This is a genomic window from Cellulomonas marina, assembly GCF_900111925.1.
GTDB lineage: Bacteria > Actinomycetota > Actinomycetes > Actinomycetales > Cellulomonadaceae > Cellulomonas > Cellulomonas marina.
In genome coordinates this window covers 22,486-36,090 of sequence record NZ_FOKA01000015.1, presented here as the reverse complement: position 1 = coordinate 36,090, position 13,605 = coordinate 22,486, and the positions used below count along the sequence as shown (strand labels likewise).

Annotated in this window: 10 protein-coding genes; 3 read left to right on the top strand and 7 right to left on the bottom strand. The window is 77.0% G+C overall.

Translation table 11 applies throughout. The annotated features are described in order from the left end of the window. Positions 1-2: 2 nt before the first annotated feature. Positions 3-329 (bottom strand): STAS domain-containing protein, encoded by a 327-nt coding sequence (locus BM048_RS18280; protein WP_175499564.1) that lies wholly within the window; start codon positions 327-329, stop codon positions 3-5. Positions 330-537: 208 nt separating this feature from the next. Here BM048_RS18280 and BM048_RS14580 point away from each other — a divergent pair, with 208 nt between their 5' ends. Next, positions 538-3,600: an alpha-mannosidase gene (locus BM048_RS14580; RefSeq protein WP_239078888.1), complete on the top strand. Its 3,063-nt coding sequence runs from the start codon at positions 538-540 to the stop codon at positions 3,598-3,600. A 27-nt stretch (positions 3,601-3,627) separates the two neighbouring features. Here the strand turns inward: BM048_RS14580 and BM048_RS14575 are convergent, their stop codons facing one another. Continuing rightward, the gene (locus BM048_RS14575; RefSeq protein ID WP_090034161.1) at positions 3,628-4,113 is read right to left on the bottom strand and encodes a PGPGW domain-containing protein; all 486 of its coding nucleotides are present in this window, start codon (positions 4,111-4,113) and stop codon (positions 3,628-3,630) included. Positions 4,114-4,229: 116 nt separating this feature from the next. Here BM048_RS14575 and BM048_RS14570 point away from each other — a divergent pair, with 116 nt between their 5' ends. Further along, positions 4,230-5,117 (top strand): class I SAM-dependent methyltransferase, encoded by an 888-nt coding sequence (locus tag BM048_RS14570; protein WP_090034160.1) that lies wholly within the window; start codon positions 4,230-4,232, stop codon positions 5,115-5,117. Here BM048_RS14570 and BM048_RS14565 read toward each other — a convergent pair. After that, on the bottom strand, positions 5,047-5,550 hold the full coding sequence (locus BM048_RS14565; protein WP_090034159.1) for an ATP-binding protein: 504 nt from the start codon (positions 5,548-5,550) through the stop codon (positions 5,047-5,049). The two genes, BM048_RS14570 and BM048_RS14565, sit on opposite strands and share 71 nt — an antisense overlap. Before the next feature lie 391 nt (positions 5,551-5,941). Between BM048_RS14565 and BM048_RS14560 the strand changes: the two genes are divergently transcribed. After that, a complete protein-coding gene (locus BM048_RS14560) occupies positions 5,942-8,695 on the top strand; it encodes an alpha-mannosidase (protein ID WP_239078887.1) in 2,754 nt (917 codons plus the stop codon). Between the two features lie 29 nt (positions 8,696-8,724). On the opposite strand, the gene BM048_RS14555 is transcribed toward BM048_RS14560, so the two are convergent. The 4 genes from BM048_RS14555 to BM048_RS14540 all read right to left on the bottom strand — a co-directional run bounded on the left by BM048_RS14555 (position 8,725) and on the right by BM048_RS14540 (position 13,593). After that, positions 8,725-9,927, bottom strand: coding sequence for a hypothetical protein (locus tag BM048_RS14555; RefSeq protein ID WP_090034155.1), 1,203 nt, complete (start codon positions 9,925-9,927; stop codon positions 8,725-8,727). After that, the gene (locus tag BM048_RS14550; protein WP_090034154.1) at positions 9,924-10,460 is read right to left on the bottom strand and encodes a SigE family RNA polymerase sigma factor; all 537 of its coding nucleotides are present in this window, start codon (positions 10,458-10,460) and stop codon (positions 9,924-9,926) included. The genes BM048_RS14555 and BM048_RS14550 overlap by 4 nt, the downstream gene beginning before the upstream one ends. Positions 10,461-10,544: 84 nt before the next feature. Continuing rightward, positions 10,545-10,823, bottom strand: a complete 279-nt coding sequence (locus tag BM048_RS14545) for a hypothetical protein (protein ID WP_090034152.1) — start codon at positions 10,821-10,823, stop codon at positions 10,545-10,547. Positions 10,824-10,947: 124 nt separating this feature from the next. Next, complete coding sequence (locus tag BM048_RS14540; RefSeq protein ID WP_239078886.1) at positions 10,948-13,593, bottom strand: polysaccharide deacetylase family protein; 2,646 nt, start codon at positions 13,591-13,593, stop codon at positions 10,948-10,950. Between the last annotated feature and the right edge of the window lie 12 nt (positions 13,594-13,605).

The following is a 13,605-nucleotide window of genomic DNA, read 5'->3' as shown; positions in this document are numbered from 1 at the left end:
GCTCAGCCGGCGGGGACGCCGCGCCGTGCCCCGACCCGCCCGGACTGCGCGTGGGGCAGCACGAGGGAGCCGCCGAACTCGCGGCAGTGCCGCGCGACGGCGTCGAGCGCCGCGCGCCCCGCCTCGTCGGCCACCTCGAGCTCCGTGGCGTCGACGACCACGCCGCCACCGGCCGCGACCACCAGCGAGCGCAGGGTCTCGCGCAGCGTCGGGCACGAGTGCACGTCGAGCACCCCGCGGACGGCCACCGCGGTGGGCCGGTCGCCCCGGCCGAGCCCGATGACCACGTCCACGCCCCGCAGGAGGGGGCCGACCGCGGTGTCGCTCACCCGTCGCACGCTAGACCGCTTCTCCCGGGGTGCCCAGCCGTGCCCGACGCCCGACCGACGACCTCGACCGACGACCTCGACCGACGACCTCGACCGACGACCTCGACCCCTGGTGTCCGGCGACGAGCAGAAGTTTGCGTGCCGCAGCCGACGACGTGCGGAGTCGAACACCGACGGCGCGTGCCGGCCGATCCCGAGGAGCGCCCCCGTGCACCGCAACCTGACCGAGCAGTCCGCCCGCACCACCCGGGTCCCGACGCAGCGGATCGTCCCCGCCACGTGGTCCCACCGCACGCCCCTCCAGGTGACGGTCACGCACCTGCCGGGCGAGCCCGAGCCCTTCGCCGAGGCGGTCCGGCGGCCGTTCGTGCCGACCGCCGTCGGCGAGCCGCGGGGCCGTCCGTGGTCCACCTCGTGGTTCCACCTGCGCGGCCGGGTTCCGCAGGAGATGGCGGGGCGGCGCGTCGAGCTCCTCGTCGACCTCGGGTTCACGCACGGCGGGCCGGGGTTCCAGTGCGAGGGCCTCGTCTGGACGGCCGACGGCGTCCCGCTCAAGGGCGTCGAGCCGCGCAACGCCTGGGTGCTCGTCGCCCGCGAGGCCCAGGGCGGCGAGGAGGTCGACCTCTACGTCGAGGCGGCGGCCAACCCGCACATCCCCGGGCCGGCGCCCACCGACCTCGGCGACCCCGCGACCCTCCCGACGGCGCCGCTGTACCGCCTCGCCCGCGCGGAGCTCGCGGTGCTCGAGGAGGACGTCCACGGCCTCGCGCTCGACGTGCAGGTGCTGCACGGGCTCGCCGCGACCCTGCCCGAGCACGACCCACGGCGCGCCGCGCTCGAGCGCGGTCTCGGGCACGCGATCGACGAGCTCGACGTCGCCGACGTCGTCGGCACGGCCGGCAAGGCCCGCGCGCACCTGGCCGACCTGCTCGCGCAGCCGGCCACCGCCAGCGCCCACCGCGTCTCCGCCGTCGGCCACGCGCACATCGACTCGGCGTGGATGTGGCCGGTGCGCGAGACCGTGCGCAAGTGCGCCCGCACGTTCTCCAACGTCGTGTCCCTCGCGCAGGACTACCCCGAGCTCGTCTTCGCGTGCTCGTCGGCGCAGCAGTACGCGTGGATGGCCGAGCACCATCCGGCCGTGATGGACGGGATCCGCCGCACGGTCGCGACCGGGCAGTGGGTCCCGGTCGGCGGCATGTGGGTGGAGTCGGACACGAACCTGCCCGGCGGGGAGTCGATGGTCCGCCAGCTCGTGCAGGGCACCCGGTGGTTCGAGCGCGAGCTCGGCGTGCGGCCGCGCGAGGTATGGCTGCCGGACTCCTTCGGGTACTCCGGCGCCCTGCCGCAGCTGTTCCGGCTCGCGGGGGCCGAGGCCTTCCTGTCGCAGAAGATGTCGTGGAACGCGACGAACCGGTTCCCGCACCACACCTTCTGGTGGGAGGGCATCGACGGGACGCGCGTCTTCACGCACTTCCCGCCGGCCGAGACCTACGGCTCGACGCTGTCCGCCGCGGAGCTGGCGCACGGGGTCCGCACCTTCGCCGACCACGGCGGCGCGACCCGCAGCCTTCTGCCGTTCGGCTACGGCGACGGCGGCGGCGGGCCGACGCGCGAGATGCTCGAGGTGGCCCGCCGCGTCGCGGACCTCGAGGGCTCTCCGCGCGTGCGGATCGAGAGCCCGGCCGCCTTCTTCGCCGCGGCGCGCGAGGAGTACGCCGACGCCCCCGTGTGGTCCGGGGAGCTGTACCTCGAGTTCCACCGCGGGACGTACACGAGCCAGCACGCGATGAAGGCGGGCAACCGCCGCACGGAGCACCTGCTGCGGGAGGCGGAGCTGTGGTGCGCCACCGCGGCCGTCCGCACCGGCGCGCCGTACCCGCACGCGGCGCTCGACCGGGCGTGGCAGGACGCCCTCCTGCTGCAGTTCCACGACATCCTGCCCGGCTCGTCCATCGCCTGGGTGCACGCCGAGGCCCGCGCCACGTACGCGCGCCTGGCCGCGGAGCTCGAGGCCCTGGTCGACGCCGCCCAGACCGCGCTCGCGGGGACCGGGGACCTGCCGCTCGCCTTCAACGCCGCCCCGCACGCGCTCGACGAGGTGCCGGCGCTCGGAGCCGCCCCCGCGCACCCCGTCACCGCCCCCGTGGCGGTCCGGGCGCTCGACGACGGCGGGTTCGAGCTCGACGACGGCCTGCTGCGAGTGCGCGTCGACGGCGACGGCACGATCGGCGCAGTGCGCGACCTCGTCGCCGGCAGGGAGGTCCTGCCCCCGGGCACGGCCGCCAACGTCCTGCAGCTGCACCCCGACCAGCCCGTGCGGTTCGACGCGTGGGACGTCGACGAGCACTACCGGCACCGGGTGCGCGAGCTGCGCGCCCTCGAGTCGGTCCGCCTCGACGCCGCCGACCCTGCCTGTCCGCGCGTCGTCATCGAGCGGCGCGACGGCGCCTCCCGGTACGTGCAGACCGTGGCGCTGCCGGCCGGGCGGCGCCGCGTCGACCTCACCCTCGAGGTGGACTGGCACGAGCGCGAGCACCTGCTGAAGGCGGCGTTCCCGCTGGCCGTCCACGCCGACCGCTCGACGGCCGAGACCCAGTTCGGCCATGTCCACCGCGACGCGCGCACGAACACCTCGTGGGACGCCGCCCGCTTCGAGGTCTGCGCCCACCGGTGGCTGCACGTCGGCGAGCCGGGATACGGGGTCGCGCTCGTGAACGCCGCCACCTACGGCCACGAGGTCGTCCGGCCCGGGCCCGGCGACGCCCGCGGCCCCGGCGCGACGACGGTCCGGCTGTCGCTGCTGCGCGCGCCCCTGTTCCCCGACCCGGGCACGGACCAGGGCCGGCACGTGCTGCGCTACGCGCTCGTGCCCGGCGCCGGCATCGACGACGCCGTCGTCGAGGGCTACCGCGCGAACCTGCCGGTGCGGACCCGGCGCGGTGCCGCGCCGGTGGCGCCGCTCGTCGTCGTCGAGGGCGGCGGCGCGGTGGTGGAGGCCGTGAAGCTGGCCGACGACGGTTCGGGCGACGTCGTCGTGCGGCTGTACGAGTCCCTGGGCGGCCGCGGCCGGGTCGTGGTGCGTCCCGGCTTCCCGACGAGCGGCGCCCGCGTGGTGGACCTGCACGAGCGCGACGAGCCTGCCGTGGCGGCGCTGTCCCCGCTGGAGCCGGTGGACCCCGCAGACCCGGCCCGCCGGGCGGACGAGGGGGCGGTCGCGCTGACGATGCGGCCGTTCCAGGTCGTCACGCTGCGGCTGGCGCGCGCCTGAGGGCTGGGCTGGACGGGCGCCGAGGCGTCAGGCGGGGTCGACCCGCTCGCGCCGCTCGAGCCGGGTGGCCCCGGTACCCGGTGCGGCGGGCGACCACGTGCTCGGCGTCCCGCGCGCCGAGCGCAGCGTGACGACGGTCGTCGTCGCCAGCACCAGACCCGTCACGACGAGGATCGTGCCCGTCACCGGGCTCCACACGGTGTCGAGCGGGCCCTCGAGCAGGGGCCACGCGACGTCCTCGACGAGCACCATGAGCGTGCCGACGACGACCATGCCGAGCGCGAACACGAGGCTCGCCCCGGTGCGCACCGGCGAGGCGACCGCGGCCCGCTGGGCCTCCTCCGCCTTGTCCTTCGCGCGCACGAGCAGCCGCCGCGCCCACACGTACTCCGAGGCGAGCACCGCCAGACCGGCGACGATGCCGAGGATGCCCGGGCCGGGCAGCACCATCATGGCCAGCCCGAGGAGGAGGAGGGCGGCACCCACCAGGGTCACCGCGAGGCGTCGCACCATCTGCACGCACGGAGCGTAGGAGGCGCCGCGACCGGGCGCGCGCGCTGGGCCCCGGGGGTGGCGGAGCCCACGCGGCGGGTCTACCGCCGACGCCCGCCGGGGAGGACAGTGGCGGCGTGGACGCCACCGGGCCGGACCGCCGCAACGCCGAGGCGGTCGCGCTCTTCGACCGGGTCGCCGGCACCTACGACGCCGTCGGCGTGCCGTGGTTCACGCCCATCGCGCGGGCGCTGGTCGCTCTCGCGGCGCCGCGCCCCGGGCAGCACGCGGTCGACCTCGGCACGGGGCGCGGGGCGGCGCTCGGACCGCTCGCGGAGGCCGTCGGGCCGACGGGGACCGTGCTCGGGATCGACCTGGCGGCCGGGATGGTGGCGGCGACCGCGCGGGACGTCGAGCGCCGGGGGGTGCACCACGTCCGGGTGGTGCAGGCCGACGCGACGGACCCGCCGGTGGCCCCCGGCACGGCGGACGTCGTCGTCGCCTCGCTCGTCCTGGTCTTCCTGCCGGACCCCGCCGCCGCCGTCCGGCGCTGGGCGGCGCTGCTGGGCCCCGGCGGCACGCTGGCGGTCTCGACGTTCGGTCCTCGCGACGCCGCGTGGGAGCGGCTCGACGACGTCTTCACGCCGTGGCTGCCGCAGGGGCTCCTCGACGCGCGCACGGCCGGGACGCGCGGTCCCTTCGCGACCGACGACGGCGTCGCCGGGCTCCTGGCGGACGCGGGCCTCGTCGACGTCCGCACGGAGCACCACGCGCAGGCGCTCGACCTGCCCGACCTGGCGACCTGGGAGCGCTGGACCCGCTCGCACGGGCAGCGGCGCATGTGGGACCTCGTACCCGCGGACGAGCGCGACGGCGTCCGCGCGGCGGCCGCCGCGCGCCTCGAGGACGCGCGCACCCCCGACGGCGGCTACCGGCTGGTGCAGGACGTGCGGCTCACGCGGGGTCGTCGGGCCGCGCGTCGGTCGCGTCCGGCGTCAGGGGCGGCGTCACGCCCGGCAGCGTGAACAGCGCCCACACCGTCTTCGACGACCTCTCGCGGTACCAGCCGACGTCGGCGGCGAGGCGCTGCGCCAGCAGCAGCCCGTAGCCGCCCTGCCCGGGTGCGCGCGTGTCGGGGATCGCCGGCGCCTCGTCGAGGTCGTGGTCGAGCACCTCGAGAACGAAGGTGGACCCGTCGGTCCGCAGCCGCACGAGCGTCGGCGGCAGGGCGTGCGCGAGCGCGTTCGTCGCCAGCTCCGTCGCGACGAGCGCGAGGTGCTCCGGCACGTCGTCGAGCGGGACCTCCTCGTCGCGCCCCGCGGCCTCGTTGATGGCCGACCGCAGCCCGGCCCGCAGACCGCTCAGCCCGCCGAGGGAGTCGAGCCGCCACTGCGCCGCGGTCGGCAGCTCCGCCGCCGGGGTCGAGGGCGCCGCGCCCTGCTCCAGCCCCGTGCCCATCCGCCGCCCCCGCCTGCCGTGCCCGCGTACCGGCGCCCTACCGCACCCGCATCCCTCCTGCCCGAGGGTGGCACCACCGTAGGCGGCGGTGCCCCCGGGCCGCGACCGATGGACAGGTTGTCCCCGGTCGCACAACCGTCGTGCTTGATGTGCAGGGACGGACATTTGATGCCCGGCGGACTTGCGCTCTCCCGCACAACCTGGGAACGATTGCACCTGAGCGGACCGGTCCCGCGCGAGGGCGCACAGGGCGACGCACGAGGAGCGACATGGGCAGCGCAGCGGTGGCGTCGGCATGACCGGCCCCGACGACCGACCGGTGGGCGGCACCCGTCGTCCGAGGGATGGGACCCGGCGCGGGCCGGTCGGCGGCGCACCGCGGAGCGCGCCGGTGGCCAACGCGCCGGCGGGCCGCCAGCCGGCCGACCTCGGCGACGCGCCGCGCCCCGTCGCGACGCCGGACCGGACCATCCACATGATCGGCAACTCCCACATCGACCCCGTGTGGCTCTGGCCGTGGCAGGAGGGCTACCAGGAGGCCCGCGCGACCTTCTGGTCCGCCATCCAGCGGATGGACGAGTACCCGGACTTCGTCTTCACGTGCGACCAGGTGGTGCTGCTCGCGTGGGTCGAGGAGTCCGACCCCGACCTCTTCGCGCGCATCCGGCAGCGGGTGGCCGAGGGGCGCTGGGTGAACGTCGGCGGCTGGTGGGTCGAGCCGGACTGCAACATGCCCATGGGCGAGTCCCTCGTCCGGCAGGGGCTCGTCGGGCAGCGGTGGCTGCAGTCCCGCTTCGGCCGGCCCGCCACCGTCGGCATGAACGTCGACCCCTTCGGCCACAGCGCGTCGCTGCCGACCGTGCTGCGCGGCCAGGGCATGGACTCCTACCTGTTCCTGCGCCCGGGGCCGCACGAGTCCGACCTCGACGGGACGCTCTTCTGGTGGCAGGCGCCCGACGGCTCGCGCGTCCTGGCCTACCGCATCCCCTTCGAGTACGGCAGCGCGCCCGGACCGGTCGACTTCCAGGTCGACAAGTCGCTCGGCCAGCTCGACCGCTCGCTGGGCGACGTCATGGTGCTCTACGGCGTCGGCAACCACGGCGGCGGCCCCACCATCGCGAACATCGAGTCCATCCACCGGTTCGACCGGATGGGCTCCTTCGGCCGCCTGCGGATGTCGGACCCCCGCACCTACCTCGACACGGTCCTCGCGCGCGGCCCGGAGGCGCTCGACGCCCTGCCCGTGCGCGCCGACGACCTGCAGCACCACGCGCCGGGCTGCTATTCGGCGCACTCGGGCATCAAGGCCTGGCAGCGCCGCGCCCAGCACGCCCTGCTCACCGCCGAGCGCTGGGCGGCCGTCGTCGCGGTGCACGACGAGGTGCCCTACCCGCGCGCCGAGCTCGAGGGCGCGTGGAAGCAGGTCCTGTTCAACCAGTTCCACGACGTGCTGCCCGGCTCGGCGATCGAGTCGGCGTACGACGACGCCCGGGACCAGCTGGGCGCGGCGGTGGCGGTGGCCAAGCGCGTCGTCGTCCGCGCCCACAACGTGCTCGCCCGGCAGGTCGACGTGCCGTTCGAGGAGGCGTCGCAGCCCGTCCTCGTGCTCAACCCGCACCCCTGGCCCGTGTCCGCGGACGTGGAGCTGCACCACGGCTCCGTCACCGGCGCGGTGCACGTCGTCGACGACGAGGGCGCCGCCGTCGTCTCCCAGCCCGTGCAGTCGCGGGCGACGACGAACCAGACGGGCCGTGGCGCGCTCGTCTTCCGCGCCGAGGTGCCCGCGCTGGGCTACCGGCTGCACCGGGTCCGGTTCGCGCCGGAGCCGGCCGCCGGCCCGTGGAGCGCCGGTCCGCCGCAGCCCCTGCACGTCGACGAGGGCGTGCTGGAGAACGACCTCGTGCGCGTCGAGCTCGACCCCGTCACGGGCTGGCTGCGCTCGTACCTCGTCAAGGCGACGGGCCTGGACGTCGTGGCCGGCACGGCCGGCGCCCCGCACACCCAGGTCTGCGCCGACCCCACCGACACCTGGGGGCACCGGGTCGTGTCGTACGCCTGGCCCGGGGAGGACATGGCGACGACGCGCGTCGTCGTCCGTGAGCGCGGCCCCCTGCGGGCCCGGCTCCGCGTGGAGCGCGCCTGGGGCGGGTCCACGCTCGTCGAGGAGCTCGTGCTCGACCACGACTCCGCGGTGCTGCGCGTGGACGCCACCCTGGACTGGCACGAGCCCGCGCACCTGCTCAAGCTCCGCTTCCCCACCGCGCTGGCGTCCCCGCGGGCCCGGTTCGGCATCCCGTTCGCGGAGGTCGAGCGTCCCGTCGACGGCGCGGAGGAGCCCGCGCAGGGCTGGGTGGACCTGACGGGGACGCTCGACGGCCGACCCGCGGGGCTCACCGTCGTGATGCGGGACAAGCACGGCTGGGACGTCTCCCCCGGGGAGCAGCCGAGCATCGGCGTCACGGCCGTCCGCAGCCCCGTCTACGCCTGGCACGACCCCCGCCTCCTGCAGGGGGAGGACGTGTACACCTACCAGGACCAGGGCGTGCAGCGGTTCGCCTACGAGCTCGTCCCGCACGACGGGGACCGGCACGCGGGCGACCCCGCCCGCCGGGCCGAGGAGCTCGGCCAGTCCGTGCGCGCGCAGCTCGAGTCCTTCCACCCCGGTCCGCTGCCGCGGCGGCGCTCGTTCGCCTCCGACGGCGGCGGCGCCGTCATGGTGACGGCGCTCAAGGGCACCGAGGACGCCACGGACGGCCCCGGCGGCACGGACCTCGTCGTGCGCGCGCTGGAGACCCGCGGCACGACCGCGCACGCGCGGCTGGAGCTGCCCCTCGTCGGGCGGACGATCGAGGCGGACCTGACGCCGTACGCGGTGCGGACGTGGCTCGTGCCCGCCGACCGGTCGCGGGACGTCGTCGAGGTGGACCTCGTCGAGCGGCCGCTGGGCACGGCGCCGGGACCGGACGGCGACGACCCCGCCGGTGACCGCGCCGCCGCCCGGCGGGACGCGGCGCCGCCCGGGGAGGTCCCCGACGACGCGGGCGCGCTGAGCCTGTCCGAGCGGGTGCTCTCGGGCGGCGTCACGGACCCGGCGGACCGCCGCGACGGCGAGCCGGCCCCCGTGCCCGACGCGCCCCTCGCCTGAGGCGGGCGCGTCGGGCACGGCCGCCAGCCTCAGGGCGTGTACTGGCCGACGACCTGGACGACGACCCCGGCGCGCACGTCGACCCAGAACCACGACGACCCGAGGCGGCTGCTGCCGCCCTCGCCGCACCCGTCCGCGGCGTCGAGTCCGTCGGCCAGGGCGGGCAGGGAGGTCGCGACGAGCTCCATGCCGCCGCCCCCGGGCTCGCACACGCCGGTGACCACCACGTCGGGCGCGAGCGGCAGCGTCCGGACGCGCTCGACGTCGTTCACGATCTCGAGCCCGTTCGGCGCGTACACCTCGGCCGGGTCCGCGCCGGGCGACGCGGCGCGGGCCCGGTCGTCGGCGTCCTGCCCGGCGTACAGGATCGCGATGTCGACGTCGATCGTCCCGGCGGCCTCGTCGAAGGACCTCACCATGGCGAAGAAGTCGCCGTCCTCGAGCACGTCGCCGGACGCGGGCGCGTCGGAGGTCAGCGCGGTCCTCCTGTCGGTGCGCATGACGAACGGGTCCTGCAGCGGCCGCGCGGCGATCGCCTCCTCGACGGTGGGCGGCGGCGGGGCCGCAGCCGTGGTGGCCGGCGCCGCGGGAGCCGCCGCCGTGAGCTCGACCGGCACCGGCGCGCTCACGAGCGTCCCGGCCGGGTCCGCCACCACGAGCACGAGGTCGTACCGACCGGCCGGCAGCGGGTCGGCCCCGGCCGGCGCCCCTGACGAGGCGCAGGCACCGAGCCGGACCTCCGACCCGGACCTCGCCGCCGTCCCCGAGCCGGCTGCCCCGAGCGCGCCCCGCGCGTCGCCGGTCCCGACCACGGCGCCCCCCTGCAGCGCCACGAGCGTGACCGACGACGGCGCGGGCACCCCGGTCCCGGACGCGGGCGTGCCCGCCACCCGGACGGGCTCCCCGGCGACCGCGGTGCCGGGTGCGTCGAGGACGAGCGCACCCCCGGGCGTGGCCGTCGGCGCGGCGTCACCGCACACCGGCGCCCCCGTGGCCGCGCTCGCCGTCGGGGTCGGGTCCGCCGGCGCGACGGTGCTGGGCCGCCCCGCGAACGCCAGACCCGTGACGACCATCGCGCCCACAGCGACGCCCGTCACGGCCGTCACGGCGGCGGCCCGCCCGGCCCGTCGCCGCCGGCGCCGCGCGAGGACCCGGTCGACCGGCAGGGGTGCTGCGGCCGCGGACGCGTCGTCGGCCAGCTCGCGCAGCGCCCGGCCCAGGTCGCGGCTCATGCGCGGCTCCTCTCGTCGTCGTCGTCCTGGGCCGTGGGCGCCAGGGCGCCGAGCTGCTCCTCCAGCCGCCGGGTCCCCGTGTGCAGGTACCGCTTCACCGCACCCTCGCTGACGCCCAGCTCCCCGGCGATCTCCGGCACGGACAGGTCCTCGTAGAACCGCAGGACGACGCACGCGCGCTCCCGCCGCGGCAGCGTGGCCAGCGCGGCGCGGACCGCCACCTGGGCGGTGACGCGGTCCGCCGCGTCCGGGGCGGGCCGGTCGCTCCCGGCGCCGAGCCGCGGCAGGAGGTCCTGCCACCGCCGCCGGCGCCGGTGCCCGTCGACGAAGGTCGTGAGGATCGCGCGCCGGACGTACGCCTCGGCGAGGTCGAGGTCCACGCCGTCGCGCGCGCGGACCACCGTCTTGACGAGCGCGTCCTGCACCACGTCCTCCGCCTCGCCCATGCGGCCCGTGAGCAGGTAGGCGTACGCCACCAGCCCGCGGCCGCGCTCGCGCACGAGCGCGGCCACCACCTCGTCCCCCGCGTGCACCCGTCCCCCTGCTCCCGACCGCTCGCCCGTCCCACCACCCACGTGCGCGCCGCTCCGCGCGCGGACCCTACGACGCCGACGTGCTCAGCAGCCGCAGTAGCGGCCCTCCACCACGACGGAGGAGAAGTTCGCCGTGTCGTCGAACAGCACGAGCCAGCCGCCCCCCTCGAGCACGAGGAGCATCTCGTGACCCGAGGGCACCGAGGTCGCCGACTGCCACAGGGGCGTGCGCCCCGCGGCGTCGTAGACGACGACGTTGCCGTCGCGCTGCAGCACGGCGTAGGCGCCGGGGTGCCCGGCGGTGCCGGACTGCCAGTACGGGCGTCCGTCGAGCGTGAGGACGAGGTTGCCGTCGCCCTGCATCGTCAGGGACGAGTCGTGCGCCTGGGGATCCGGGCCGGACCGTCCGACCTCGACGCCAGGACGACCACCGGACGCGGATCGTTGTACGGCCCGGCCCGCCGGCGCCGCGGTTCACCCGGTCGGCTCAGCGGGGTGGGGTCAGCACCACGTCCGCGAGGCCGTGACCCGGCACCTCCACCGCGTGGGCCGGGCCGTCGGCCCACCGCACCGTCGCCGCGACGGGCGCGTCGCCCGGCGCCCGCAGCCGCACGCGCACGGACCCGTCGGGCAGCGGGCGCAGCTCCGTGTGCACCTCGTCGGCGGGCGCCACGACGAGCCCCGTCGGCCCGACGAGGGCCGGCGCGGCGTCGACCGCCCGGGCCTGCAGCGGCAGCGCCAGGTCCCGTCCGTGGTCGGCCACGTCCACTGCCGTGAGCCCGTCCTCCGCGACGGTGAACCGGTAGCGGTAGGCGCGCGTGGCGTCCTGCGTCGCCTGGAAGTTCGTGAAGTGGAGGTTGTTCAGCAGCCAGGAGTACAGGTGGCCCGGGCCCCGGTCGAGGTCCGCCACCCATTCCCCCGTGCGGATCCGCCCCAGCTGCACGAGCGGCGCGTCGACCGTGCCCCACAGCACCGCCGGCCCGGCGCCCGCGCGGGGCACCACGCCCACCGCGTGCTGCACGGAGTACCAGTCGCGGCTCGTCGCCGGCAGCTGCTCGTCGCCCGCGGTGAACACGGCCCCGGCCGTCTCGCAGCGGAACGCGGCGTCGGGCACCGCGAACGGGAACGCGACGTGCAGGCTCTCCGGCCCGGTCACGGGCGGCTTGGTCAGGGCGACCTCGAGGTCGACGAGGTCCGTGCCCTCGTGCAGCACGAGGCGCACGCGGGTCGGCGGCAGCCCCGCCGGCAGCCCGGGCGCCACCGCCGCGAGGTCGAGCGCCCAGGCGATCGCGGCCCAGCCGTCGCCGCGCGTCACCTCGGGCTCGCCGGTGCAGGGGACGACCACGCGGTCGAAGGCCGGTCCGGGGTCCTCCGGGCGGAACCGCTTCGGCTCGCGTGGGAACGGGTGCGCGGACCCCACCGGCAGCCGCTCGACGACGAGCGCGCCGAGCGGGGCGGGCGCGGTGTCGTCGACGAGCTCCGTGCCCGTCGGCCCGTGCCGCAGCGACACGACCCCGCCGCGGCCGGGGTCGACCTGCGCGTGCCAGGAGCCCAGCGCGACCGCCCGCGCCGGCCCGACGACGACGGGGTCGGCGGGCACGGGCAGCGCCGCGACGCCGAACGCCGGGACCGTGACGACGGCCCGCACGCGCCGCGCGCCCGCCACCTCGACCTCCACGGGCGCGGTCCGCTCCCGCTCCACGGGGTTGACGACGACGAGCCGTGCGGCGTCGCCGGCGGCCTCGGGCGCGGCCGGGGCCCCGTCGACGTCCCCGGGCTCCGCGGGCGCGGCGGCCAGCAGCCGGCCCAGGCCCTCGACCGCCAGGTCGCGCGCGAGGTCCCACGCCTCGTAGACGAACGCCTGCTTCGCGGTCCACGCGGAGTGGCTCAGCGTCGAGGCGGGCTTCGAGAAGGACTCCCACGAGCCCCACGTGTGCTCGTCGAACAGGAGCAGGTCCTCCTCCACCAGCGCGAGGTCCCGCTCCACGTGCGCGGCGTCGCGCAGCCGCCACGGCAGCCGCCGGTAGCCGACGACCTCCGCCGGCACGGGCGCCGGGCCGCCCCGCAGCCTCGCCAGCCCGTGGCTCGCCCCCGCCGCGAGCGCGAAGGTGCGCGCCTCCCGGTGGACGCTCAGCTCCCGCGCGGTCGACCCGTGGCCGTGCGCCCACCAGTCCGACCACTCCCCGTGCAGCACGGGGACCGCGTCGCCCGCCGCCCGCGCCTGGGCCTCGAGCACGTCGAGCGCCTCGTCGACGGTCGCGGTGCGCATGGGCACGTCCGGGTGCCGCGCGTTCCAGTGCCGCACGACGTCCGTGAAGCGCGCGGTGGGCCACCGGTTGTCGTTGCCCGCGTGCACGAGCGCGGTGGTGAAGGGGTGGTCCCCGCGGGCCTCGAGCCCGGCGACGAAGGCCGTCACCGCCGCCTCCGCCTGCTCCACGCGCCCGTCGACGATTCCCCACTCCTCCCCGACGCCGTAGTGCGTCGACAGCCAGACGAGCACACGCGCGCCGGAGACGCCCTCCCACCAGAACGCGGACGGCTGCGGCAGCGGCGGCCGTCCGTGGTCGGGGTTGAGGGCCATGAGCAGACGGGTCAGCCCCGCCCGGCGCATGCCCTCGACCACGCCCCACGCGATGCCGTTGACGTCGCCGTGCTGCTCGGTGCGCACGTCGATCCCCGCGGCGCGCAGGGTGCCGAGGGCCTCGTAGCCGGCGTCGAGCTCGGCCGCCGACGGCAGCGTCGTGGCGTTGAGGTAGCCGCCGGTCACGCCGACGCGACCCGCCCGGACCAGGCGCCGCAGCCGCGCCACGTCGCGCTCGTCTACACCGGCGACGAACCGCAGCACGGGCCGCGCCACCTCGAACGTCCAGCGGAACGCGTCGGGCGCGCCGGGTCGGGCGGGGAGGTCGTGCCCGGCAGGGAGGTCCGTCTCGGCGAGGTCGAGCACGACGCCGACCTGCTCGAGGTGCGCGGCGTCGACGAGACGAAGACTGTGGGTGTAGCCGACGTCGTGGTGGGTGTGCGGGAGCAGCAGGACCTCGCGGATGCGCATCTCGTCGTCCTCCGTCGTCGCCGCCGCGCAGGGGTCCGGCGAGGGCTCGTCGGCCCGGTCGTCGCACCCTCGGTGTGGCATCGATGCCACACC

Excerpts from the sequence above, each read along its gene's own strand:
- BM048_RS14575 (WP_090034161.1), bottom strand. The coding sequence starts at position 4,113 with ATGGTGCGACGCCTCGCGGTGACCCTGGTGGGTGCCGCCCTCCTCCTC.
- BM048_RS14565 (WP_090034159.1), bottom strand. The coding sequence starts at position 5,550 with ATGGGCACGGGGCTGGAGCAGGGCGCGGCGCCCTCGACCCCGGCGGCG.
- BM048_RS14555 (WP_090034155.1), bottom strand. The coding sequence starts at position 9,927 with ATGAGCCGCGACCTGGGCCGGGCGCTGCGCGAGCTGGCCGACGACGCG.
- BM048_RS14545 (WP_090034152.1), bottom strand. The coding sequence starts at position 10,823 with ATGCAGGGCGACGGCAACCTCGTCCTCACGCTCGACGGACGCCCGTAC.
- BM048_RS14540 (WP_239078886.1), bottom strand. The coding sequence starts at position 13,593 with ATGCCACACCGAGGGTGCGACGACCGGGCCGACGAGCCCTCGCCGGAC.